This window comes from Nocardioides silvaticus (assembly GCF_003160695.1).
Lineage (GTDB): Bacteria > Actinomycetota > Actinomycetes > Propionibacteriales > Nocardioidaceae > Nocardioides > Nocardioides silvaticus.
Map to the genome: position 1 here is coordinate 806,364 of NZ_QGDD01000001.1, position 23,615 is coordinate 829,978.

Below are 23,615 nucleotides of genomic sequence, written 5' to 3' on the forward strand. Positions count from 1 at the left end.
GGCTACTAGCGCCCGAACCCTCCCCGCGCCGGGCGTCAGCGCCAGACCCGCACCCGGTCGATGGTCATCGTGACCTGGTCGGGGGTGTCGGTCGTGGGTGCGTTCCAGAACCCGCCCCAGCCCTGGGTCAGGACGACGTTGAAGGGCTGGTCGAACGGCGCGGAGCCCAGCAGCGGGTTCAACAGGGCGTCCAGCGCGTTCCACGAGTGCTCGAACGTCAGCTCGCCGTCGTAGTAGAACCGCATCTCGCGCGGGGTCCACTCGACCGCGTAGGTGTGGTAGTCGCTGGCGTCACTGACGTACCCGTCCTGCCCGGTGTGCACGTCGCGGTCGCCGTCGGAGTAGTGCACCGACGGGTACACGCGGTCGGGCAGGACGCTGTACCACTCGGCGATGTCGATCTCGCCCGAGAGCGGCCAGGCGCCGTACGTCGGGGCGTCGGGGAACATCCAGATCGCCGAGTGCGCTCCCTGGACGCGAGTCTGAGGCATCCGGGCCCGCACCTCGAACCGCCCGTACGCCTGCGCGAACCGGCCTTTGGTGGTCACCGCCCCCGCGACCCGGTCGGTCGGGAGGCTGCCCCACGGGGTCGCGCAGGTGATCGGCTCCGCGTGCTTCACCGCGCTCAGGTGCAGCGCGCCGCCGGAGACCGTCACGGTCTGCGCGGAGTCCACGTAGCAGGCCGATCCGGCGTACAACCCGTTGACCATCCCGCTGACCGCGCTGTCCTGGGCGATCCACCGGGTGGGGTCGAGGGCGTCACCCTCGAACTCGTCCACGAAGCTGCACTCCCACCACGAGCCGTCCGCCTTCAGCACGCGCTCGCCACAGGCGTCGGCGGGCGGCTCCGGCGCTCCGGGCGGCGTCGGCTCGACCGGCAGCTCCGGCTCAGCAGGGAGCTCCGGCGCAGCAGGAACCTCCGGCTCGACGGGAACCTCCGGCTCGACAGGAACCTCCGGCTCGACGGGAACCTCCGGCTCCGTCGGGCCGTCCCCGACGACCGCCGGCGTGATGACCCAGGTCCTGCTGGCGAGCCGACGGCTCACAGCCCGGACGGTCCACGGGGAGCTCGGGTGCGCGATGATGACCCGGTAGCGGCCCTGACGGTCCGCACGGACAGCGCGGACCTGCCGCCAGCGCTGTCCCGCCTTGCGCAGGACCTGCACCCGCGCGCGAGCCGGCGCGCGACCGGCGAGGACGACCCCGCGCTCGGTGACGCGCGGCGGGTCGAGCGTGACGCGGGAACGACCGGCGTCGGCGGCGGGAACGTCGACGGCCACCGCAGCAGTGGTGAACAGGCAGGCGAGCAGGACGAGCAGAGCGCGGAAGCGCACGAGAAGACCCTCCAAGATCCGAGAGCCGGCCACCCTCCACGGGCCGGCTCACGAATGATTGAAAGGTAAAGAAACGCGGAGTGCACGCCTCTTCGAGGAGTACTGGGCGAAGGCCTTCTCGGCTAGTTCGGAAGGGCTAGGGACGTCCTGTCCGGATGGTCAGAACCTGAGGTCGACGTCGAGCCAGCGGCCACCCAGCGGGTCGATCTCGACCGTCCGCGGATCGCGGTCCTCGATGACGTTGCCGCCGGCGGCGCGGGTGATCCGCACCTCGAGCGGCGACTCCGCGAGGTCCTCGGCGAGCCCCTCGCCCCACTCCACCACCGTGACCGCTCGGTCCAGGTCGGTGTCGAGGTCGAGGTCGTCGAGCTCGGCGGCGCCACCGAGCCGGTAGGCGTCGACATGCACCAGGCCGGGCCCGCCCACCAGCGACGGGTGCACCCGGGAGATCACGAAGGTGGGCGAGGTGATGTCGCCCCGCACCTGGAGCGCCGCGCCCAGCCCCTGGGTGAAGGTGGTCTTGCCGGCGCCGAGGTCGCCGCTCAGGACCAGCACGTCCCCGGCGACCAGCACCCCGGCGACCCGGGTGGCCAGCGCCCGCATGTCCTCGGCGGTGGGCACGTCGAACCGGCGGGGCAGCGCACGGGCGAGCTCGACGTACGGCGTCTGCCGGCCGGTCTCGGCGAAGCCCTGTTGCCGCCAGAACCGCACCGTGTGGGGCAGCTCCTCGCGCGCGATCACCACGGCGCGCTCGGCGTCGCCCGCCCCCAGCGTGGTCGCCGCGTGGAGCCCGGCTCGCACCAGGGCGACCGCGACGCCGCGGCCGCGGGCGGCCGGGGTGAGCCCGAACCGGCGCAGGTGGACCGTGCGCCCGTCCGGCTCGGCGTCCAGCAGCACGGCGCCCGCCGGCTGCCCGTCGACGCGGGCGACCAGACCGGCACCGTCGGCGAGCCGGGCGCCGATGGTCTCCTCGGTCTCCGCCAGCGCGTCGGTCGGCGGGTCGAGCGGCGGCCGGTCGGCGAACGCGTCGCGGACGATGCCGAGCACGACGTCGGCCGCCTCCGGGCCGACGACCTCGATCACCGGCTCGCTGGTCGTCGCGGTCACCGGCTGCGCGCTCCTGTCGTGGCCGCGGTGATCAGCTGGTCGAGCTCGGCGTTGACGAGGTCGTGCCGCTCGAAGATCACCATGTGCCCGGCGCCCTCGCACTCCAGCAGGTGCGACCCGGGGATCCGCGAGTGCAGCTTGCGCGAGTGGCCGATGGAGGTCACCTTGTCGCTCGTGCCGCACACGACCGAGGTCGGGATCGCACCGAGCGCCTCGACGGTGTGGAACTTGTCGAGGCTCGTGAACAGCGGGAAGAAGTCGGCGACGACCTCGAAGGGCGTCGCGGAGAGCATCTCGTCGACGAACCGGACGTAGTCGGCCGGCACGTCACTGCCGAACGCGTAGCGGTCGGTCGCCACCGTGGCGATGGTGCGACCCATCCGGCGGAACACGTCGACCGTGCGGTGGCCGCGGTGCAGGGTCCGGATCGCGCGATGGGTGAACGGGCCGCTCAGCCTGGCCGGGAGCATCGGCAGCAGGATCCGGCTGACGTCGAGCCCACCCGCCGTGGTGGAGATCAGCCCGATGCCGACGACCCGGTCGCCGATCAGCTCGGGGAACTCCTCCGCCAGCGCGACGATCGACATGCCGCCCATCGAGTGACCGACGAGCACGACCGGTCCCTCCGGCGCGGCCGCGTCGATGACGGCCTTGAGGTCGCGGCCGAGCTGTTCGATCGTCGAGTGCTCGCGGTCGGACCGACCGGAGCGACCGTGCGACCGCTGGTCGTAGAAGACGGTGCGCACCAGGTTGCGGTAGGCGGCGCGCTGGAAGTGCCAGCAGTCGAGGGTGAGGCAGAAGCCGTGCACGAACACCACGGTGACGTCGGGAGCCGCTCCGGCCACGCGCCGCAGGAACCGGCCGGCGCGGTCGAGGGTGTGGGAGTCGTCGAGCTCGTCGACCTCCACGTGGAGGGGTACGCCGTCGTCGGCGACCACCGTGACCGGCTCGGACCGGAGCGCTCCGAATGCGATCTCCTCCCCGACCCGCCTGCTGATCGACCGCTGCTGGCGCAGCAGCGCCACCGCGCCGCCCGCGGCGGCGACACCGACCGCGCCGGCGAGGGAGCCGACGATCCGCCGGCGCACGGAGCTCATGGATCGACCTTAGAGGCCGGGTCGCCGGTGTCGACGTACACCCGGCCGGACCGGCCGCCGATCCTGGTGACGATCTCGTAGCTGATCGTCCCGCACGCCTCGGCCCACTCCTGCGCGGTCGGGACGTCGGGGCCGGCACCGAACAGCACCACCTCGTCGCCGACCGCGGCCGCGTCGCCGCCGAGGTCGACCATGAACTGGTCCATGCAGACCCGGCCGCGCAGCGGCCGGCGCCGGCGGCCGACGGCGACCTCCGCCGCGGTGCCGGGCGAGCCGGGCTGGAACGCGTGGCGCGGGACCCCGTCGCCGTAGCCCAGCGGCACCAGCCCCAACGTCGTCGCGCGGTCGGCGACCCAGTGGTGCCCGTAGGAGACGGCGTCGCCGGGCTCGAGCTGCTTGACCAGGGCGAGCCGGGTGCGCACGGTCATCGCCGGCACCAGGCCCAGGTCCGCCGGCGTCTCCCCCGGTGCCGGGTCGAGGCCGTAGATCGCCAAGCCGCAGCGCACGGCGTCGAACCGCGACGAGGGGCGCAGGATCGCTGCCGCTGAGTTGGCGAGGTGGAGCAGCTCCGGCCGGAGTCCCGAGTCCTCCGCCAGCGCGACCGCGGCGCGGAAGGCCTGCTCCTGGCGGTCGTTGGCGGGATGGCGGGGCTCGTCGGCGCACGCGAAGTGCGAGAACAGCCCGGTGATCTTCCAGCTGCCGGCGCGCTCACCGTCCCGCGCCCTGGCGAAGAGCTCCGCCCAGGCTGCGCGGGACGCGCCACCTCGGTTGAGGCCGGTGTCGACCTTGAGCTGCACGCGCGCGCGGCGACCCGCGGTAGCGGCCGCGGCGGCGATGTCGTCGAGCTCGGCGACGGAGTACGCCGTCAGGTCGATCCCCTCGGCGACCGGCCGCACCAGGTCCGTGCCGGGCACCGTCAGCCAGCAGAGCAGCGGCCCGCCGTACCCGGCGTCACGGAGTCGCACCGCCTCCGCAACGGTCGCGACGGCGATCCACTCCGCGCCACCGTCGCGTGCGGCGCGCGCCGCCTGCTCGAGCCCGTGGCCGTAGCCGTCGGCCTTCACCACGGCGATCAGCGGCACCCCCGTCAGCCTGCGGAGGACACCGACGTTGTGCCGGATCGCCGCCAGGTCGACCACGATCTCGGCCGGCTCCTCGGACATGGGACCGATCCTTCCATCACCCGACCAGCGTTGCGACGACCGCCGGCAGCGCGCGGGCCGCGTCGCCGGCGACGATCGGTCCGCCCTGGGAGGCGAGGGTCGCCGCCGCGCCGTGCAGCCAGGAGCCGACCGACGCGGCGTCGTACGGCGAGAGGCCGGCGGCGAGCAGCGCACCGATGACGCCGCTCAGCACGTCCCCCGCACCCGCGGTGGCGAGCCACGGCGTGCCGGACGTCGTGACCCGGACCGGGCGGCCCGGCTCCGCGACCAGCGTGTGCCGGCCCTTGAGCAGCACCGTGGTGCGGTACCTCTCGGCGGCGGCTCGGGCGTGCCGGAGCGGTGCCGCCTCGATCTCGTCGCGCTCGACGCCGAGCATCGCGGCGAGCTCGCCGGCATGGGGCGTGAGGACCGCCGGGGCAGCGCCGACCCGGTCCGCGAACGCGAGGGCGTCGGCGTCGACGACCAGGGGCACGTCGTCCGCAAGCGCGGCGCGGAGCGCCTCCTCGGCACCGTCGTGGCTGCCGGACCCGACGACCCACGCCTGCACCCGGCCGTCGCCGACGACCTCGGGACGCGCAGCCCGGACCCGGTCGGCGACGCTGGGATCGCCGACGTACCGGACCATGCCCGCAAGCCCGCATTCCGCGCCGGCCACGCAGAGCAGCGCGGCACCCGGGTACGCCGCTGAGCCGGCGCGGACACCGACCACGCCGCGGGTGTACTTCTGCGCGTGCGGGCCGGGCCGCGGCACCAGCGCGGCCACATCGGCGGGCTGCAGCGCCTCGAGGGCGGGCTCGGGCAGATCGAGCCCGATGTCGACGAGGTGGACGACGCCGCTGGCCGTCGAGGCCGGGTCGACGAGGTGGGCGACCTTGTGGGTGCCGAACGTGACCGTCACGTCCGCTACCACGTGCGGCCCGACCAGCTCGCCGCCGTCGACGTCCACCCCCGACGGGGTGTCGACGGCCACCACCGGCACTCCGGCGACCGCCTCCAGCGCGGCGGCCGCCCCCTCCCGCAGCGGCGGGCGGCCCCCGATCCCGACGATGCCGTCCACGACCACGTCGAAGTCACTGCGTCTCGATACGGTCGCTCGCTGCGCTCGCTCCCTACTCGACGACCGGGGCTGCTCGGTCGTCGGGTAGTCCGAGGCGCTAGCCGAGGACGTATCGAGACGCCGTACGACGCCTCCGGCCTGTCCGAGCGCAGCCACTCCGGCGGCATGGGCCTTGTCCGAGAGCAGCCACGCCTCGACGTACGCTCCCCGCCGCGCGAGCACCGCACCGGCGTAGAGCGCATCGCCGCCGTTGTCGCCGGACCCGACAAGCAACAGCACCCGCCGCCCGTAGCCGCCGCCGAGCAGGTCGAGCACCGCGTGGGCCAGCCCGTGCGCCGCTCGCTGCATCAGCGCACCCTCCGGCAGCTGGGCCAGCAGCCTCGCCTCGGCTGCCCGGACCTGCTCGACGGTGTGGGCGCGGATCATGACTCGAGGACGACCATCGCCGAGGCGATGCCGGCGTCGTGGGAGAGCGAGAGGTGGATGTGCTGCACGCCGAGGGCATCGGCCTGCGCGCGGACCGTGCCGCGGATCTCGAACACCGGCCGGCCGGACTCCTCGCGGATCACCTCGGCGTCGTGCCACTCCATCCCGCGCGGGGCGCCGAGCGCCTTGGCGAGCGCCTCCTTGGCGGCGAAGCGGGCGGCCAGCGAAGCGACCGGCAGGGTCCGCTCGGCCTCGGTGAAGAGACGTACGGCGAGCGCCGGTGTGCGCTCGATGGACGCCGCGAAGCGGTCGAGCTCGCACACGTCGATGCCGACGCCGATCACCGCCACGATGCCGCCTACTCGACCGTGACGGACTTGGCCAGGTTGCGCGGCTGGTCGACGTCGTGCCCGAGCGCGGTCGCGAGCTCGCAGGCGAACAGCTGGAGCGGCACGATCGCGACGAGGGGCTGGAGGAGCACGGGCACCCGGGGCAGGCGGACCAGGTCGTCGGCGTACGGCTCGATCGTGCTGTCACCCTCCTCGGCCAGACAGATCGTGCGGGCGCCGCGGGCGCGGACCTCCTGGATGCCGCTCAGCATCTTGCCGTGCAGCTGGTCGCGGCCGCGGGGCGGTACGACGCAGAGCACGGGCAGTCCGTCCTCGATGAGCGCGATCGGTCCGTGCTTGAGCTCGCCGGCAGCGAAGCCCTCCGCGTGGAGGTAGGCCAGCTCCTTGAGCTTGAGCGCTCCCTCGAGCGCCACCGGGTAGCCGGCGTGCCGGCCGAGGAACAGCACCGAGCGGGTCGAGGTGTGGGCGCGGGCGAGCTCGTAGACCGCGTCGCTCTGCGCGAGCACCGTCTCGATGTGGCCGGGCATCGCCTCGAGCTGCACCATGATCTCGTCGATCTCGTCGCCGAACCGGGTGCCCTTGACCTGGGCGACGTACAGCGCGAGCAGGTAGCACGCGACGAGCTGGGTGAGGAACCCCTTGGTCGACGCGACGCCGATCTCGGGACCGGCATGGGTGTAGATGACCGCATCGGACTCGCGCGGGATGGAGGAGCCGTTGGTGTTGCAGATCGCCAGCACCTTGGCCCGCTGCGAGCGCGCGTGCCGGATCGCCTGCAGGGTGTCGGCGGTCTCGCCGGACTGGCTGATCGCGACGACCAGAGTGGTGGCGTCGACGATCGGGTCGCGGTAGCGGAACTCCGAGGCGAGCTCGACCTCGACCGGGGTGCGGGTCCAGTGCTCGATGGCGTACTTCGCGACCATTCCCGCGTAGAACGACGTGCCGCACGCGATGATGATGATCTTGTCGAGGTCGCGGATCTCCTCGTCGGCGAGCCGCATCTCGTCGAGCTGGAGCAGCCCGCCGGTGGTCCGGCGGCCGATCAGCGAGTCGGCGACGGCGCGCGGCTGCTCGAAGATCTCCTTGCGCATGAACCAGTCGTGGCCGTCCTTCTCCGCCGCCGACAGGTCCCAGTCGACGTGGAACCGCTGGGCCTCCACGGGACGCCCCCAGAAGTCGCTGACGGTCACCTCGTCGCGGGTGATGGTGACGATCTGGTCCTGGCCGAGCTCGAGCGCCTCCCGGGTGTGCTCGATGAAGGCGGCGACGTCGGAGCCGAGGAAGTTCTCGCCCTCCCCGAGCCCGACGACGAGCGGGCTGTTGCGCCGGGCCGCGACGACCCGGTCGGGGTCCTCGGCGTCCACGGCGACCAGGGTGAACGCTCCGTCGAGCTGCTGGCAGACCCGTTGCATCGCGGTCGGCAGGTCGACACCCGACTGCACCTGGAGCTCGACCAGGTGCGCCACGATCTCGGTGTCGGTCTCGGACAGGAAGACGTGGTCGTCGGCCTCCACGCGCGACCGGAGCTCGACGAAGTTCTCGATGATGCCGTTGTGCACCAGGGCGACCCGGCGGGCGCCGCCGGTGTGCGGGTGGGCGTTGACGTCGTTCGGCCGGCCGTGGGTGGCCCAGCGGGTGTGGCCGATGCCGGTGTGCGCCGGCGGCAACGGGGTGTCGGCGAGCACCTTGTCGAGGTTGGCGAGCTTGCCGGCGCGCTTGGCGAGGGCGAGCTCTCCCTCGTGGACGACGGCGATGCCGGCGGAGTCGTAGCCGCGGTACTCCAGCCGTCGCAGGCCGTCTATCACGACGTCCTGGGCCCGCTTCGGCCCGACGTAACCGACGATCCCGCACATGGCAGTCAACTCTACGAGATGGGCGACTGATTGAATCGTCGCCATGCGCGACCACGAGAACGGCGACGACCACTCACGCGAGTCGTCGCCGTACCTCGAGCTCGACCGCGCCACCTGGGCCGCCCTCGCCTCGGAGACCGAGAGCCCGCTCACCGAGGACGAGATCGTCGCCCTCCGGGGCCTCGGCGACCAGCTCGACCTCGACGAGATCGTCCAGGTCTACCTGCCGCTCTCGCGGTTGCTGAGCCTCCGGGTCGAGGCGGCGGGGAACCTCCACCGCGCCCAGGAGGAGTTCCTCCACCGCACGACTCCCCCGCGGACGCCGTTCGTCATCGGCCTGGCCGGCTCCGTCGCCGCAGGCAAGTCCACCGCCGCCCGCGTGCTGCAGCAGATGCTCGCGCGCTGGCCGGCCCACCCCAACGTCGCCCTGGTCACCACCGACGGGTTCCTGTACCCCAACGCCGAGCTCGAGCGTCGCGGCCTGCTGGAGCGCAAGGGGTTCCCGGAGTCGTACGACAGGCGCGCGCTCATGAAGTTCGTCGTCGACATCAAGTCCGGCAAGGACGAGGTGCGCGCGCCGAAGTACTCCCACCTGATCTACGACGTCGTCCCGGACGAGCGGATCGTCGTCAACCGTCCCGACATCCTCATCCTCGAGGGCCTCAACGTGCTCCAGCCGGCCCGGGTCCGCGGTGACGGCCGCGCCGGGCTCGGTCTCTCCGACTTCTTCGACTTCTCGATCTTCGTCGACGCTGCCGTCGCTCACATCCGCGACTGGTACGTCGACCGCTTCCTCCGCCTGCGCGAGACCGCGTTCCGCGACCCCGACTCCTACTTCGCCAAGTACGCCCAGCTCACCCACGACGTCGCCGTCGACGAGGCGCGCCGGATCTGGGACACCATCAACGGCCCCAACCTCGAGCAGAACGTGCTCCCCACCCGCTCCCGCGCGACGCTCGTGCTGCGCAAGGACGCCGACCACTCGGTCCGCTACGTGCGGCTGCGGAAGATCTGACTGGTCAGCCGATATCGCGGCGCAGCGTGGTGAGCCGGCCCGCGATCGCGAACGCCGCCGCGTAGGCCAGCATCACGAGCACCGCCGCCCACCGCGGGAGCAGGTCGACGCTCGCGGGGTCGCCGAAGAAGGTGGCGCCGATGAGGGAGTCGGCGGCGCCACCGGGGAGGTACGCCGAGACCGCGGACAGCGCGTCGACCTGGGAGAGCACCAGGCGGGCGACCGGCTCGACGAACTGGGTGAAGGCCAGGATGATCACGATCGCCGCGATCTGGTTGGACACCAGCGCCCCGAAGGCGACGCCGATCATCGCCCAGAGCGCGACGACGACCACACCGAGCAGCAGCCCGCTCAGCACGTCGGCGTCACCGAGCATCGCGCCGTCGCCCTCGAGCTCCAGCAGTGGCGCGCCACCCGCGACCGTCGCCAGCACACCCACGACGCCGAGCAGCAGCCCGACGGGCAGCACGGAGACCAGCTTGGCGAGCAGGAACGTCGTGCGGTCCGGCTCGACCAGCAGGCTCTGGGTGATCGTCTGGTAGCGGAATTCCGTGGTCATCGCCAGGCTGCCGACCACCAGCGGGAACACGTAGCCGACGCTGTTGACGACCGAGTAGACGGCCCGCGCGGCGTCCTCGCCGACGAGCGGGGCGTCCTCCTGCGGCACCAGCGCGAACGTCGCCGAGATGATGGCGGCGATGAAGACCAGGTAGCAGCCCATCACCAGGAGCAGGATCCACCACATTCGGGTGGTGACGAGCTTGCGGTACTCCGCGACCAGCGCCGCCCTCATCGCTGGCCCCCTTCCGTCCGCGTCAGCTCGAGGAAGATCGACTCCAGGTCCGCGTCCCTGCTGACGAGCTGGTGCAGCTCGATGCCGGCCGCGTGTGCGCCCCCGCCGATCTCGGCGGCGGTGCCGCCCTCGACGAGCAGGCCCGCGCCGTCCGGCGCGACCGTCCAGCCGCGGTCGGCGGCGAGCGCGGTCACCGCATCGAGTCGGGGCGACTCGACGTACGTCGCCGGCGTGGCCTGGGCACGGAGGCCGGCCAGCGGCGAGGCGTGCCGCAGCCGCCCGTGGGCGATGACCACCACGTCGTCGACGCTCGCCTCCACCTCGCGGAGCAGGTGGCTGGAGACGAGGACGGTGCGCCCCTCGGCGGCGAACGTCCGCAGCAGCCCGCGGATCCACACGATGCCCTCGGGGTCGAGCCCGTTGGTCGGCTCGTCGAGCACGATGACCGGCGGGTCGGTGAGCAGCGCGGTCGCCAGGCCCAGCCGCTGCCGCATGCCCATCGAGTACTTGCCCACCCGCTGCTTCGCGGCGTGACCCATGCCGACGGCCTCCAGCACCTCCGCGCAACGCGCCTTCGACACCCCGACCTGCGGTGCGAACACCTGGAGGTGGGCGAGGCCGGTGCGGCCGGGGTGGAAGCTCGACGCCTCCAGCGCGGCGCCGACGACGCGAGCGGGCCGCTCGTGCTCGACGTACGGCCGGTCACCGACGAGCGCCCGCCCGGCGGTCGCCCGGGTGAGCCCGAGGAGCATCCGCAGCGTGGTCGTCTTGCCGGCGCCGTTCGGTCCAAGGAAGCCGGTGACGGCGCCGGGACGAACCTCGAAGCTGAGGTCGTCGACCGCGCGCAACGGCCCGAACTGCTTGGTCAGCCCCTCCACCACGAGGGTCGGCGCAGAGATCATGCGCCGAGCCTTGCAGACCGCCCGAACCGAAGGGTGGCAGGGTCAGAGCGACAGCCGGGCGCGGACGACGCCGGCGAGCCCGTCGGCCACCGAGCGAGCCTGCTCCGCGGTCGGCGCCTCGACCATCACCCGCACCAGAGGCTCGGTGCCCGAGGGGCGGAGGAGCACCCGGCCGGAGTCGCCGAGGTCGGCCTCGGCGGCCGCGACCGCGGCGACCAGCTCGGCGTCGTGGCAGCGGTCCTTGTCGACGCCGGGAACGTTGACCAGCACCTGGGGCAGCCGGGTCATCGCGGCCGCCAGCTGCTGGAGGCTCTGACCTGTGGTGACCATCCGCTGCATCACGTGCAGGGCGGTCAGCAGCCCGTCGCCGGTCGTCGCGTGCGCCCGCATGATCACGTGCCCGGACTGCTCGCCGCCGAGCGTGTAGCCGCCGGCCCGCATGTCCTCCAGCACGTAACGGTCGCCGACCGCGGTCTGGCGCACGGTCACGCCGGCGGCCGTGAGCGCCTGGACCAACCCGAGGTTGCTCATCACGGTCGCGACGAGGGTGTCGTCGACGAGGTCGCCGGACTCCTTCATCGCGAGCGCCAGGATCACCATGATCTGGTCGCCGTCGACCACGGTGCCGGTGTGGTCGACGGCCAGGCAGCGGTCGGCGTCGCCGTCGACGGCGAAGCCGGCGTCGGCCCCGCGCTCCACGACCGCCCGCTGCAGCAGCTCGAGGTGGGTGGAGCCGCAGCCCTCGTTGATGTTGAGCCCATCGGGCTCGGCGCCGATCGCGATGACCTCGGCGCCGGCGGCGGCCAGCGCCATCGGGCCGACCTCGCTCGCCGCGCCGTGGGCGCAGTCCAGCACGACCCGGAGCCCGGCCAGGGGTTTGTCGAGCGTGGCCACCAGGTGCGCGGCGTACTCCTCGGCTGTCGGGCCGTACGGCGTCACCCGGCCGACGTCGGCACCGGTCGGCCGCTCCCACTCCTGGCGGAGGTGCTCCTCGATCTCGCGCTCGAGCGCGTCGTCGAGCTTCACGCCGCCGCGGGCGAGGAACTTGATGCCGTTGTCGGGCATCGGGTTGTGCGACGCGGAGATCACGACGCCGACGTCGGCGCCGAGGGCGTCGGTGAAGTAGGCGACGCCGGGGGTCGGCAGCACGCGGAGGCGCAGCACGTCGACCCCGGCCGAGGCCAGGCCGGCCACGACGGCGTGCTCGAGGAACTGCCCGGAGATCCGGGTGTCCCGGCCGACCACGGCCAGGGGCCGCTGGCGACCGCTGCCGAGCCCGCCGTGCTCGACGAGCACGCGGGCGGCCGCGACGCCGAGGTCCAGGGCCAGCTCTGCGGTCAGATGACCGTTCGCCAGGCCCCGGACCCCGTCGGTGCCGAAGATCCGGGTCTCGACAGGCTCGACCACCGGATCGCCCGGATCAGCGCTTGCTGTACTGCGGGGCCTTGCGGGCCTTCTTGAGGCCGGCCTTCTTGCGCTCGGTGGCGCGGGCGTCGCGGGTCAGCAGACCGGCCTTCTTCAGGGTCGGCCGGTTCGCGTCGATGTCGATCGCGTTGAGCGACCGGGCCACACCGAGGCGGAGCGCACCCGCCTGGCCGGTGATGCCGCCGCCGTGGATGCGGGCGATCACGTCGAAGCGACCCTCGAGCCCGAGGGCGGCGAAGGGCTCGTTGACGACCTGCTGGTGCAGCTTGTTGGGGAAGTACGACTCGAGGGTCCGGCCGTTGATCGTCCACACGCCGGTGCCCGGGACGATCCGGACGCGGGCCACGGCCTCCTTGCGACGGCCGGTGGCCGCGCCGGGGGCGATGGTGGCGGGACGGGCGGCGAGGGCGGCCTCGGACGGCGTGGACTCGCTGGTGTAGGCGAGGCCCTGCTCGTCGGACTCGAAGGTCTCCTCGACCTCGGTGTTGTCAGTCATGTCGGCGGTGTCAGCCACGTTCTGGTCCTTCGAAGTCGAGTCAGTCACTGGGAGATCTTCTTGATCTCGTAGGGAACGGCCTGCTGGGCCTGGTGCGGGTGGGCCGGGCCGGCGTACACCTTCAGCTTCTTCACGATCTGACGGCCGAGGCGGTTCTTCGGGACCATGCCCCAGACAGCCTTCTCGACGGCCTTGCGGGCGTCCTTGTCCAGGACCTCGCCGATCGGGGTCGCGGTCAGACCACCCGGGAAGCCGGAGTGGCGGTAGACCATCTTGTCGGTCCGCTTGTTGCCGCTGAGCGAGACCTTCTCCGCGTTGACGATGATGACGTAGTCACCGGTGTCGGCGTTGGGCGCGAAGATGGGCTTGTGCTTGCCGCGCAGCAGGTTGGCGGCCGTGGTGGCGAGGCGACCGAGCGGGACGTCCGTCGCGTCGATCACGAGCCACTGGCGCTCGATGTCGCCGGGCTTCGGGGCATAGGTGCGCATGGCTGCGTCACTTTCTGTCGTTCGTGTGGAACACGGCCGAAGGCTCCGGCCGCGGCGTCTGCTGACGAACACTGCTCCGTACCCAGACATAGGTGCTGTGGTCGGAGACTGCCCCCGCGCGCGGGAGCGGCAGTAGACGCGACGGACAAGACTACGGGCGGCGCGCGGTATCCGCCAAATGCTCAGGCGTGCGACTATGACGTCTCCTCGACCCTGGGGAGGGCGCCCGATGGATTCCGCACTGACGACCGTAGCGCTGCCGGTCGCGCTGGCCATCATCATGTTCGGTCTCGGACTGTCGTTGACGGTTGGCGACTTCCGCCGGATCGGGCAGTCGCCGCGTGCCGTCGTCATCGCCCTGGCCGCGCAGGTGCTGGTCCTGCCCGCGGTGTGCTTCGGGCTCGTGACCCTCGTCGACCTCGACCCGCTGCTGGCGGTCGGGATGATGCTGCTCGCCGCGTCCCCGGGAGGTACGACGGCCAACCTGTTCAGCCACCTGTTCCGCGGCGACGTGGCCCTCAACATCACCCTCACGGCCGTCAACTCCGTGCTCGCCGTCGTCACGCTGCCGGTCGTGGTCAACCTCGCACTCGCCCACTTCGACCCGGCCGACGCCGACGACGTGGGACTCCAGCTCGGCAAGACCCTGCAGGTCTTCGCGATCGTGCTGGTGCCGGTGGCGATCGGGATGGTCGTCCGTCGCTCCTCGCCGGCCTTCGCCGACCGCGCCGACAAGCCGGTGCGGATCGCCTCCGCGGTGGTGCTGGCCCTGGTGATCGCCGGCGCGCTCCTGGCCGAGCGCGAGAACCTCGCCGACTACCTCGCCGACATCGGTGTCGTCGCCGTCGTGTTCTGCGCGATCAGCCTGACGCTGGGCTACGTCCTGCCCCGAGTGCTGGGGGTCGAGCCGCAGCAGGCGCTGGCCTCGGCGTTCGAGGTCGGTATCCACAACAGCACGCTCGCGATCGCGGTCGCGATCAGCGTGTTGGACAGCGAGGCGCTCGCCGTGCCGGCTGCGGTGTACGGCGTCCTCATGTTCCCGCTCGCCCTCGCGGCCGGTTTCCTGCTGCGGCGCCTGCACCACGAACCGGGACACCGGGTACCGGCTCGAACATGACTCGACTACGGTTCAAGGCGTGACTGACTCTCTCACCGTACGAGACAACCGCACCGGCGCGGAGTACGACATCCCGATCACCGACGGCACCATCCGGGCGGCCGATCTGGGGCAGATCAAGACGGCCGACGACCAGCCCGGCCTCGCGACGTACGACCCCGGCTTCGTGAACACCGCGTCCTGCCGCAGCTCCGTCACCTACATCGACGGTGAGAAGGGGATCCTCGAGTACCGGGGCTACCCGATCGAGCAGCTGGCCGAGAACTCCACCTTCCTCGAGGTGGCCTACCTGTTGATCTACGGCGAGCTGCCCAGCAAGGAGCAGTACGACAAGTGGGTCCACGAGATCACGTACCACACCTACGTGCACGAGAACGTCAAGAGCTTCATGCAGGGCTTCCGCTACGACGCGCACCCGATGGGGATGCTGATGGCGTCGACGGGAGCCCTGTCCACGTTCTACCCGGAGGCGTCGAACATCGCCGACCCGGACAACCGGCACATCCAGATCGTCCGGATGATCGCCAAGATGCCGACCCTCGGCGCGTGGGCGTTCCGCCACGCCCAGGGCAAGCCGTACATCTATCCCGACAACGAGCTGAACTACACCGAGAACTTCCTCTCGATGCTGTTCAAGATGAGCGAGCACCGCTACGAGGCGGACCCGCGGCTGGCCCGGGCCCTCGACGTGCTGTTCATCCTGCACGCCGACCACGAGCAGAACTGCTCGACCAACGCCGTGCGCTCGGTCGGCTCCTCGCAGGTCGACCCCTACTCCGCGGTCGGTGCCGGCATCGGTGCGCTCTTCGGCCCGCTGCACGGCGGCGCCAACGAGGCGGTGCTGCGGATGCTGCGCCGGATCGGCAGCAAGGACAACATCCCCGACTTCATCGCCGGGGTGAAGGACGGCAACGAGCGGCTGATGGGCTTCGGCCATCGGGTCTACAAGAACTACGACCCGCGGGCGAAGATCATCAAGAAGGCCTGCGACGACGTCTTCGAGGTCACCGGCGTCAACCCGCTGCTCGAGATCGCCCAGGAGCTGGAGAAGATCGCGCTCGAGGACGAGTACTTCGTCAAGCGCAAGCTCTACCCGAACGTCGACTTCTACTCCGGCCTGATCTACGAGGCCTTCCAGTTCCCGCCGGAGATGTTCACGGTGCTGTTCGCGATCGGCCGGACGCCGGGCTGGTTGGCCCAGTGGCAGGAGCTGATCGGCGACAAGGACCAGAAGATCGCGCGGCCGAAGCAGATCTACACCGGCGACCGCGGCCTGACCTTCACCCCGCGCGAGGAGCGCTGGGCCTGACCGGCCGGCGAGAGCCGTGAGCGCCGCGGACGTCGCCGTCATCGGCGGCACCGGTTTCTACGCGTTCCTCGACGACGGCGCCGAGTCGGTCACCGTCGACACGCCGTACGGCGCGCCTTCGGCGCTGGTGAGCATCGGCCGGGTCGCCGGGCGCGAGGTGGCCTTCCTCCCGCGGCACGGGATGCGCCACGAGCACCCGCCGCACGCGATCAACTACCGCGCCAACCTGTGGGCGCTCCGGTCACTCGGGGTGCGCCAGGTGCTCGCCCCGTGCGCGGTGGGCGGCCTGCGGCCGGAGGTCGCCCCGGGCGACGTGGTCGTGCCCGACCAGCTGGTCGACCGCACGTTCCGCCGGGTGCCGTCGTACGTCGAGACCGGCGCCTGCCACCTCCCGTTCGCTGACCCCTACTGCGGCCGGCTGCGCGGCGCCGTGCTGGCCAGCGGGCCCGACCTGGTCGACGGCGGGACGATGGTCGTGATCGAGGGTCCACGGTTCTCCACCCGCGCCGAGTCCCAGCACTACGCGGCGCAGGGCTGGACGTTGGTCAACATGACCGGTAGCCCGGAGGCGGCCCTCGCCCGCGAGATGCAGATGTGCTACGCCTCGATCGCCCTCGTCACCGACATGGACGCCGGCGCCGAGTCCGGTGCCGGAGTCGGCCAGGAGGAGGTGTTCGCGCGGTTCCGCGCCAACCTCGACCGGCTCACCGGGCTGCTCACCGAAACCGTGGCGGCCCTCCCGGACCCGGCAGGATGCTCGTGCGCCACCTGGGCCGACGACGTCGAGCTGACCTACGAGGTGCCGGGCACGTGAGGGCGCTGCTCCTGACCTCTGAGGAAAATCAAAAGGCCGTCTCAGAGACTTCACAGGCACGCTGAGCACCCTGGCTGCATGACGATCTCCGCACCTCCGTCGTACCAGCCACCGCCGCCTTCCCTGACACCGCCGCCGCCCCCGGGAGAGCCGCGTCCGCGTCGCGGTGGGTTCGCAGCTGCGGTCCTGGCCGGCGCGCTGGTCATCGGCGGAGGTGCGGGACTGGGCGGCGCGGCGCTGTGGTCCGCGCTCGACGACGACGGCGGTTCAGACGACAGCGGCACCCCGGCGTCCGCGCCGCTCCAGGTCGCCGACACCGCCGACACTGCCGACACAGACGCGCCCGACGGGAGCGTCGAGCAGGTGGCGTCGAAGGTGTTGCCGTCGGTGGTGGCGCTCGACGTGACCGGCGGTGGCAGCGGCGGCAGCGGGTCCGGCGTGATCCTCACCGAGGACGGGCTGATCCTCACCAACGACCACGTGGTCTCGCTGGCGGGCTCGATCGACCCCGACTCCGCGCAGGTGACGGTGTCCTTCGCCGACGGGTCGACCACGCCCGCCACCGTCGTCGGCACCGACCCGCTGACCGACACCGCCCTGGTGCAGGCCGAGGACGTGTCGGGGCTGACGCCGGTGACGATCGGCCAGTCCGGCGACCTCGACGTGGGCGAGCAGGTCGTGGCCGTCGGCTCGCCGTACGGCCTCGACTCGACGGTGACCAGCGGCATCGTCAGCGCCCTCGACCGCCCGGTCGAGGTGGGGCGCGACGCAGAGGGCAACTCCGTCGCCTACCCCGCGATCCAGACCGACGCCGCGATCAACCACGGCAACAGCGGCGGCGCACTGGTGAACATGGCCGGCGAGCTGGTCGGCATCAACGCCTCGATCCGTACGCCGGACGGCGGTGACCCCGACGCCGGCTCGATCGGCCTCGGCTTCGCCATCCCGATCGACGAGGTGGTGCCGATCGTCGAGCAGCTCCGCGCCGGCGAGACCCCCACCCACGCCCGCCTCGGCATCCAGGTCAGCCCCGCCCCCGAGGGCGTCGCCGGCGCCGCCGTCTCCTCGATCGAGGAGGGCTCCGCCGCCGCCGACGCCGGCCTCCAGGACGGCGACGTCATCACCCGCATCGACGACCACCCCGTCGACTCCCCCGGAGCCCTCGTCGCGACCATCCGCTCCTACCGCCCCGACGACAAGGTCACCGTCACCTACGTCCGCGACGGCGACCAGCAGACGACCGAGCTGCAGCTCGGGTCCGACGCATAGGGCCGCTGCGCGGCTTGATGTGTGGGTCGTGGTCGGTCGGGCGGTGGTGCCGGGAGGTCCTCGGCCTGCGCGGGAGGGCTCGCGCCGGCGGGGCAACCACATCCGTCCCCCAGCAGCGCGGTCGCTTCGCTCCCGCGGTGCTGGGCGCCGCAGCCAGACCCATCCACGCCCCGCCGGCGCGACCCTCCCGCTTGACCTGGACCTCCCGGCCCCACCGCCCGGCGAGCACGACCGACCCCTCGGGGTGGGTGGGTCTCACCTGTCGGGTTCGCCGGTGACCGGCCGCGTGGCACATGACCAACCACATCCACCCCGTCGTGGAGCCGGGTGTGGCGCGGGCGTGGCCTGCCCACCCTGACCGGTGCGGGGCGTGGGCCCCGGTGGGCGAGTCCGGGCCCCGCCGGCTCCGAAGGCGGTCTCGTCGGCCTCGGCGTGCCCGGCCGGCGTTGCGTGGACTCGGGCGACCGAGCCCTGCTTGATCTGGCCGGCGGAAAAGGCCCGGCTTTGAAGCCGACCGGGGCCCACGACCCGCTCCGGCCCGACCTGCAGGCCACGCCCGACACGCACCGACCGGCGCAACCCATCAAGCTCAGCGCAGCGTCTTCTTCTGCAACTGCCCACCCCTCGCGGTAGCGACGAACCCCATCTGCTCGTTGATCGCGATCATGTGCCGGTTGACCTCGGCGTTCCAGGTGATGACGCGGCGACGGTCCTCGGGGTGGGCCTCCTGGTAGGCCAGCAGGTTCGCGACCTTGACCGCGACGCCGAGGCGGTGGCCGCGGTGGGCGGGGTCGACGAGTGTGCCCCACTGGTGGACCCAGTGGGGGTCGGTGGCGGGGACCATGAGGTCGCTGTAGGCCACCACATTGCCGTCGCGGTCGAGGGCGACGGTGTGCCACGGCACCCGCTGCTGCTCGGCCAGGGTCCGCTCGGCGCTGCGGTGGGCCTCGATGTCGACCGTCTGGTCCTCGCGTTCGAGGTCGCCGACCGGCGCCTCGGTGTTGAGGCGGGTCGACAGCTCGAGATAGCTCAGCACGAGGTCGTCGGGGATGGGGCCTGACCAGGTCCGCAGCTCGTAGTCGGAGTGGTACGACGCCGCCTCGGCCGCGAGCCGGGTCAGCACCTCGACGTCGGCCGGGAGCTGGAGCTCCCGCTGCACGTCACCCAGACCGAAGGCGAAGCCGTGCGCCTTGCCGAACTCCACCCCGGGCGCGCCGGTGCCGTCCGCCGCGCCGTCGTAGGGCCAGTCGGTGATGGCGTCGAGCCGGGTGCGGCCGCGCGCGGCGCACTCCTGCTCCAGGTGGGCGAGCATCGCGGACCCGAGCCCGCGCCGGCGGTGCTCGGGCACGACGGCGACGTAGAGGTCGGCCGAGGTGAGGTTGTCGATCATCGGCAGCGTGATCCAGCCGGTCGCGACCAGCGTGCCGTCGGCGGTGCCGAGGTAGATCAGCTCGTTCCGGCCCTTCGACGGCTTCTGGAGCGCGGCGACCATCTCGGGCGCGGTCCACATCGCGCCCGACTCCCCGACCTCGTGACGGACCACGGACGTGTTGAGATCCACCCACGCGTGGATGGCACCGACGTCGAGCGGGTCGACGGCGGTGATCTCGAGCGCCACTACGCGATCTTCTTCTGGAGCTCGCCGGCCCGCGCGACGGGCCGGAAGCCCATCCGGTGGTTGATGCCGATCATGTGGTCGTTGACCTCGGCGTTCCAGGTGACCAGCCGGCGTCCGTCGTACTCACCGGTGGCCTGGAGCGCCTTGAGGTTGGCGATCTTCACCGCGAGGCCGAGCCGGTGGCCGCGGTGGGCGCGGTCGGCGAGGGTGCCCCACTGGAAGACGTACGTCGCGTCGTGCGACGGCGCCATCAGGTCGGTGAACGCGGCGACCTTCCCGTCCGGTGCCAACGCGACGGTCGTGAACTTCACCCGCTCCTGCTTGGCGACGGTCGACTCGTGCATCCGGTGCGCCTCGACGTCGACCGCCTCCTCCTCGTACTCGTTGTCGCCCATCGGCGCCTCGATCATGAGCTTCGCCGACAGCTCGAGATAGCTCAGCAGCAGGTCGTCGTCGGTGAACGGGCCGCTCCAGGTGCGCAGCTCGTAGTCGCAGGCGTACGACGCCGCCTCCGCCTCGAGGGCGTCCAGGACTGCCGCGTCGACCGGCAGCAGCACCTCGCGCTGGACGTCGCCCAGCCCGAAGACGTAGCCGTGCACCCGACCGAACTCGACACCCGACGTGCCCGCTCCGTCGGCAGGGCCGTCGTAGGGCCACGCCGTCATCGCGTCGAACCGGGTGCGGCCCTCCTGCCGGGCGATCCGCTCGCACTCGGCGAGCAGCTCGGTGCCGATCCCCTGGCGCCGGTGCTCGGGCAGCACGTTGACGTCGATCTCGGCCGCGGTCAGGTTGTCGAGCAGCGGCATCTGCACCTGGCCGGCGGCGACGGCGGTGCCGTCGACCGAGCCGAGCAGCCGGACCCTGCGCCACGCCTTGCTCGGCTCTCGCGCACCGACGGACAGCTCGAAGAACGTCCACGGCGTCGACGCGTCACCGCGCTCGAACTCGTCGACATCGTTGACGATGTCGAGCCACGTGCGGAGCTCGTCGTCGTCGAACGAGTCGACGACCTTGATCTGCAGTGCCTCACGGGTCATCGGACTCGTGCCACCCTTCCCTCGTCCCACACGGGACTGTCGGACTCGTAGACGCCGCCGTCGGCGCCGAAGACCAGGAACCGGTCGAACCCGCGCGCGAACCACCGGTCGTGGGTCACTGCGAGCACGGTGCCGGAGAACGCCTCCAGCCCGTCCTCGAGCGCCTCGGCGGAGGCGACGTCGAGGTTGTCGGTCGGCTCGTCGAGCAGCAGCAGCGTCGCTCCCGAGAGCTCGAGCAACAGGATCTGGAACCGCGCCTGCTGACCACCGCTGAGCGACTCGAACTTCTGCTCCGCGGCGACGCTGAGCTCGTAGCGGTCGAGCACCCGGCTCGCCTGCTCGCGCCCCATGCCCTGCCGGCCGTTCGGCGTGCCCTCGCCGCGGTGCAGGATCTCCAGCAGGGTGCGTCCGACGAGCTCGGGGTGCTCGTGGGTCTGCACGAACCAGCCGGGCCGGACGCGTGCGCCGAGCTTGGCCGAGCCCGCGTGGTTCACCGGCTGGATCGACTGCTCGGTGGTCGAGCCTGTCGAGACCCCGACCGGGCGGTGCTCGACGTCGGGGTCGGACCCACCGCCGGCGAGCAGCCGCAGGAAGTGGGACTTGCCCGAGCCGTTGGAGCCGAGCACCGCCACCCGCTCGCCGTACCAGACCTCGAGGTCGAACGGCTTCATCAGCCCGGTGAGCTCGAGGTCCTCGCAGACGACCGCACGCTTGCCGGTACGACCGCCGGTGAGGCGCATGTTGACCTGCTGCTCGCGCGGCTGCTCGGTCGGCGGGCCGGCCTCCTCGAACTTCCGGAGCCGGGTCTGCGCGGCCTTGTACTGGCTGGCCAGGCCGTCGTTGTACTCCGCCTTGATCTTGTAGCGGAGAACCAGTGCCTTGAGCTTCGCGTGCTCCTCGTCCCAGCGGCGGCGCATCTCCTCGAACCGGAGGAACCGGTCCTTCCGCGCCTCGTGATAGCTCGCGAAACCGCCGGGGTGGGTCCAGACCGAGTTGCCGGCCGCTCCCAGCTCCACGGTCACGACGCGGGTCGCCGTGTTGGCGAGCAGCTCGCGGTCGTGGCTGATGAAGAGGATCGTCTTGTCCGAGCCGGCGATCCGCTCCTCGAGCCAGATCTTGCCGGGCACGTCGAGGAAGTTGTCGGGCTCGTCGAGCAGCAGCACCTCGTCGGGGCCGGCCAGCAGGTACTCCAGCACGATCCGCTTCTGCTCGCCGCCGGACAGGGTGCGCAGCTCGCGGTACTTCGCGCGGTCGTAGGGGATCGCCAGCGCCTTCACGGTGCACACGTCCCAGGTGACCTCGATGTCGTAGCCACCCGCGTCGGCGTACTCGGACAGCGCATGGGCGTAGGCGAGCTGGGTCTTCTCGTCGTCGACCTCCATCAGCGCCCGCTCGCACCGGTCGACCTCGGCCGCCGCCGTGCGGACCCGCTCGGGGCTGATCGAGAGCAGCAGGTCCCCCACCGTCGGCTCCGCACCGAGGCCGGCTCCGACCATCTGCTTCATGACGCCCAGCCCGCCGCTGCGGGTGACCGCACCCGCGTGGGGAGTGAGCTCGCCGGTGATGATCCTCAGGAGCGTGGTCTTGCCCGCGCCGTTGGCGCCGACGAGCGCGACCTTCTGGCCGTCGCCGACCCGGAACGAGATGTCGTCCAGCAGCACCCGACCGTCGGGGAGCTCGTACCGGACTCCGGCAACCTCTACGTGACCCACAAGGTGCGATTGTCCGTCAGTGCCTCTCGATCCGCAGCCGGTTTATTCGGAGGGCGATCGCTCCCTCCGCGGTGCGGTCGCTGCCATTCGGTGTTCGGTGCGCTCCGCGGGCGGTAGGAACCGGCTGCTATCGAACAGTCGCGAGGATGTCCTGAGTCAGTTGCGGGTCGTACGTCCGGACATAGACCGCCCAGTCGCCGGCGAACACGTAACCGGCCCAGAGTGTGTCTCCGCCCTCGTGGCCGGAGACGATCTCAGCTGGGCCCATCGCCGGGTCGAACCAAGCCCGCGCGTAGAAGGTGAGGTAGTCGTTGCGTCCGCACCGATTCGGGTCAGGGCCGAAGTAGATGCCGCTACCCGGGCAGTCCAGCTCGCGCCAGGGATCCGGCACGTCGAACCTGACGCCCTCCACGGCAAACCGCTGCCAGTCGTCGGTCGGCCCGGACGTTCCCTCGTCGCCGTCGCTCGCCGATCCTGAGACGCACCCGACGTCGTCGCTACGAGGCTCCACCCGGACGGTCGACGTCACAAGGTCGGCCAGCGCCTGGGTAGGCGCCACAACCTGGATCCACCGGTCAGCGACGAAGCTTGTCGAGCCGTAGGTTGCCGGTTCGTCCTCTCGTTCCGTGGGTGGAGCGTCACGATCACCTGTCACGGCGCAGACGGCGTAGTTGCTCAGGTCGGCGTCGGGTCCTAGGCCCCAGAATGCCGGCACGTCGTAGCGCAGGCCAACGGCTCCAACGGTCTGCCACTCGGAGCCGTCGATCGGCGGGTCACTCTCCGACCGGGCCGAAGCGAGCAGGCGGCGGGTCAGCCCGACGGTCTCCGTTGCCGCCGACACCGCGAAGTCACCCGCATAGACGTAGCCCTGCTTGCCGAAGATCCCGGGCGGGCGCCTGGCATCGAACGTCGCACTGCCGTAGAAGGCGAGGTAGCTCTCGAACTGGCACGCCGCCTTCTCGTCAGGTCCATAGACCTCAGCGGTGAAGCCGTCGAAGTCGCAGGTGTGGTCGGTCCAGTCGCCCGGGATGTCGGCGCGAGCGTCGCCGTGCGTCACGGTCCGCCACGCCCCGGCGGGCGGATCGTTCGCCACGTCGGCGTCGTCGCCTCCCCCAACCGCCAGCAGGGCGACGGGCGCGGCGACGACCAGTGCAGCGGTCACGGTCCCGGCAGCGACCCGCCGCCGACGTCGTACGACGTGCCGTCGCCGTGCTTCCCGAGCCAGTCCGGCAA

At 71.8% G+C, this 23,615-nt stretch carries 21 protein-coding genes; 5 read left to right on the forward strand and 16 right to left on the reverse strand.

The window, feature by feature from the left end:
* Nucleotides 1-35 precede the first annotated feature (35 nt).
* The 7 genes from DJ010_RS22620 to glmS form a co-directional block, all read right to left on the reverse strand.
* A complete protein-coding gene (locus tag DJ010_RS22620; RefSeq protein WP_146207250.1) occupies nt 36-1,334 on the reverse strand; it encodes a glycoside hydrolase family 16 protein in 1,299 nt (432 codons plus the stop codon).
* A 159-nt stretch (nt 1,335-1,493) separates the two neighbouring features.
* Nucleotides 1,494-2,441, reverse strand: coding sequence for a tRNA (adenosine(37)-N6)-threonylcarbamoyltransferase complex ATPase subunit type 1 TsaE (tsaE, locus tag DJ010_RS03660; protein ID WP_245927163.1), 948 nt, complete (start codon nt 2,439-2,441; stop codon nt 1,494-1,496).
* Complete coding sequence (locus DJ010_RS03665; RefSeq protein WP_109692230.1) at nt 2,438-3,538, reverse strand: alpha/beta fold hydrolase; 1,101 nt, start codon at nt 3,536-3,538, stop codon at nt 2,438-2,440. Before DJ010_RS03665 ends, tsaE begins: the two co-directional genes overlap by 4 nt.
* Entirely contained in the window at nt 3,535-4,701 is a 1,167-nt protein-coding gene (gene alr / locus DJ010_RS03670; protein WP_109692231.1) for an alanine racemase, read from the reverse strand. Before alr ends, DJ010_RS03665 begins: the two co-directional genes overlap by 4 nt.
* 16 nt (nt 4,702-4,717) lie before the next feature.
* Complete coding sequence (locus DJ010_RS03675) at nt 4,718-6,184, reverse strand: bifunctional ADP-dependent NAD(P)H-hydrate dehydratase/NAD(P)H-hydrate epimerase (RefSeq protein ID WP_109692232.1); 1,467 nt, start codon at nt 6,182-6,184, stop codon at nt 4,718-4,720.
* Nucleotides 6,181-6,534 carry a holo-ACP synthase gene (locus DJ010_RS03680; protein ID WP_109692233.1) on the reverse strand — a complete coding sequence of 118 codons (354 nt, stop codon included), beginning with the start codon at nt 6,532-6,534 and terminating at the stop codon, nt 6,181-6,183. The genes DJ010_RS03675 and DJ010_RS03680 overlap by 4 nt, the downstream gene beginning before the upstream one ends.
* 8 nt (nt 6,535-6,542) lie before the next feature.
* Nucleotides 6,543-8,387, reverse strand: coding sequence for a glutamine--fructose-6-phosphate transaminase (isomerizing) (gene glmS / locus DJ010_RS03685; RefSeq protein WP_109692234.1), 1,845 nt, complete (start codon nt 8,385-8,387; stop codon nt 6,543-6,545).
* 43 nt (nt 8,388-8,430) lie between these two features.
* On the opposite strand from glmS, the gene coaA reads away from it, so the two are divergent.
* The gene (coaA, locus tag DJ010_RS03690; RefSeq protein WP_109692235.1) at nt 8,431-9,402 is read left to right on the forward strand and encodes a type I pantothenate kinase; all 972 of its coding nucleotides are present in this window, start codon (nt 8,431-8,433) and stop codon (nt 9,400-9,402) included.
* Between the two features lie 4 nt (nt 9,403-9,406).
* Here coaA and DJ010_RS03695 read toward each other — a convergent pair whose 3' ends face one another.
* Genes DJ010_RS03695 through rplM form a run of 5 tightly spaced genes read right to left on the reverse strand, consistent with a single transcriptional unit; the run spans nt 9,407 to nt 13,506 of the window.
* Nucleotides 9,407-10,195, reverse strand: a complete 789-nt coding sequence (locus tag DJ010_RS03695; RefSeq protein WP_109692236.1) for an ABC transporter permease — start codon at nt 10,193-10,195, stop codon at nt 9,407-9,409.
* Nucleotides 10,192-11,097 (reverse strand): ABC transporter ATP-binding protein, encoded by a 906-nt coding sequence (locus tag DJ010_RS03700; RefSeq protein ID WP_211318638.1) that lies wholly within the window; start codon nt 11,095-11,097, stop codon nt 10,192-10,194. The genes DJ010_RS03695 and DJ010_RS03700 overlap by 4 nt, the downstream gene beginning before the upstream one ends.
* A gap of 42 nt (nt 11,098-11,139) precedes the next feature.
* Nucleotides 11,140-12,504 carry a phosphoglucosamine mutase gene (gene glmM / locus DJ010_RS03705; RefSeq protein WP_109692237.1) on the reverse strand — a complete coding sequence of 455 codons (1,365 nt, stop codon included), beginning with the start codon at nt 12,502-12,504 and terminating at the stop codon, nt 11,140-11,142.
* A gap of 13 nt (nt 12,505-12,517) precedes the next feature.
* Nucleotides 12,518-13,036: a 30S ribosomal protein S9 gene (rpsI, locus tag DJ010_RS03710; RefSeq protein ID WP_211318639.1), complete on the reverse strand. Its 519-nt coding sequence runs from the start codon at nt 13,034-13,036 to the stop codon at nt 12,518-12,520.
* Between the two features lie 26 nt (nt 13,037-13,062).
* A complete protein-coding gene (gene rplM / locus DJ010_RS03715; RefSeq protein WP_109692238.1) occupies nt 13,063-13,506 on the reverse strand; it encodes a 50S ribosomal protein L13 in 444 nt (147 codons plus the stop codon).
* Nucleotides 13,507-13,735: 229 nt separating this feature from the next.
* Here rplM and DJ010_RS03720 point away from each other — a divergent pair, with 229 nt between their 5' ends.
* From DJ010_RS03720 to DJ010_RS03735, 4 genes are all read left to right on the forward strand, one after another.
* On the forward strand, nt 13,736-14,623 hold the full coding sequence (locus DJ010_RS03720; protein ID WP_109692239.1) for a bile acid:sodium symporter family protein: 888 nt from the start codon (nt 13,736-13,738) through the stop codon (nt 14,621-14,623).
* A 19-nt stretch (nt 14,624-14,642) separates the two neighbouring features.
* Nucleotides 14,643-15,932 carry a citrate synthase gene (locus tag DJ010_RS03725; protein ID WP_109692240.1) on the forward strand — a complete coding sequence of 430 codons (1,290 nt, stop codon included), beginning with the start codon at nt 14,643-14,645 and terminating at the stop codon, nt 15,930-15,932.
* Between the two features lie 16 nt (nt 15,933-15,948).
* Nucleotides 15,949-16,746, forward strand: a complete 798-nt coding sequence (locus DJ010_RS03730) for an S-methyl-5'-thioadenosine phosphorylase (RefSeq protein WP_109692241.1) — start codon at nt 15,949-15,951, stop codon at nt 16,744-16,746.
* A 78-nt stretch (nt 16,747-16,824) separates the two neighbouring features.
* Nucleotides 16,825-18,015, forward strand: coding sequence for a S1C family serine protease (locus DJ010_RS03735; RefSeq protein ID WP_109692242.1), 1,191 nt, complete (start codon nt 16,825-16,827; stop codon nt 18,013-18,015).
* Nucleotides 18,016-18,604: 589 nt separating this feature from the next.
* On the opposite strand, the gene DJ010_RS03740 is transcribed toward DJ010_RS03735, so the two are convergent.
* The 4 genes from DJ010_RS03740 to DJ010_RS03755 all read right to left on the reverse strand — a co-directional run bounded on the left by DJ010_RS03740 (nt 18,605) and on the right by DJ010_RS03755 (nt 23,544).
* Complete coding sequence (locus tag DJ010_RS03740) at nt 18,605-19,633, reverse strand: GNAT family N-acetyltransferase (RefSeq protein WP_109692243.1); 1,029 nt, start codon at nt 19,631-19,633, stop codon at nt 18,605-18,607.
* Complete coding sequence (locus DJ010_RS03745) at nt 19,633-20,670, reverse strand: GNAT family N-acetyltransferase (protein WP_109692244.1); 1,038 nt, start codon at nt 20,668-20,670, stop codon at nt 19,633-19,635. The genes DJ010_RS03740 and DJ010_RS03745 overlap by 1 nt, the downstream gene beginning before the upstream one ends.
* A complete protein-coding gene (locus DJ010_RS03750; protein WP_109692245.1) occupies nt 20,667-22,382 on the reverse strand; it encodes an ABC-F family ATP-binding cassette domain-containing protein in 1,716 nt (571 codons plus the stop codon). The genes DJ010_RS03745 and DJ010_RS03750 overlap by 4 nt, the downstream gene beginning before the upstream one ends.
* 127 nt (nt 22,383-22,509) lie before the next feature.
* Nucleotides 22,510-23,544, reverse strand: coding sequence for a hypothetical protein (locus DJ010_RS03755; RefSeq protein WP_109692246.1), 1,035 nt, complete (start codon nt 23,542-23,544; stop codon nt 22,510-22,512).
* Nucleotides 23,545-23,615 lie beyond the last annotated feature (71 nt).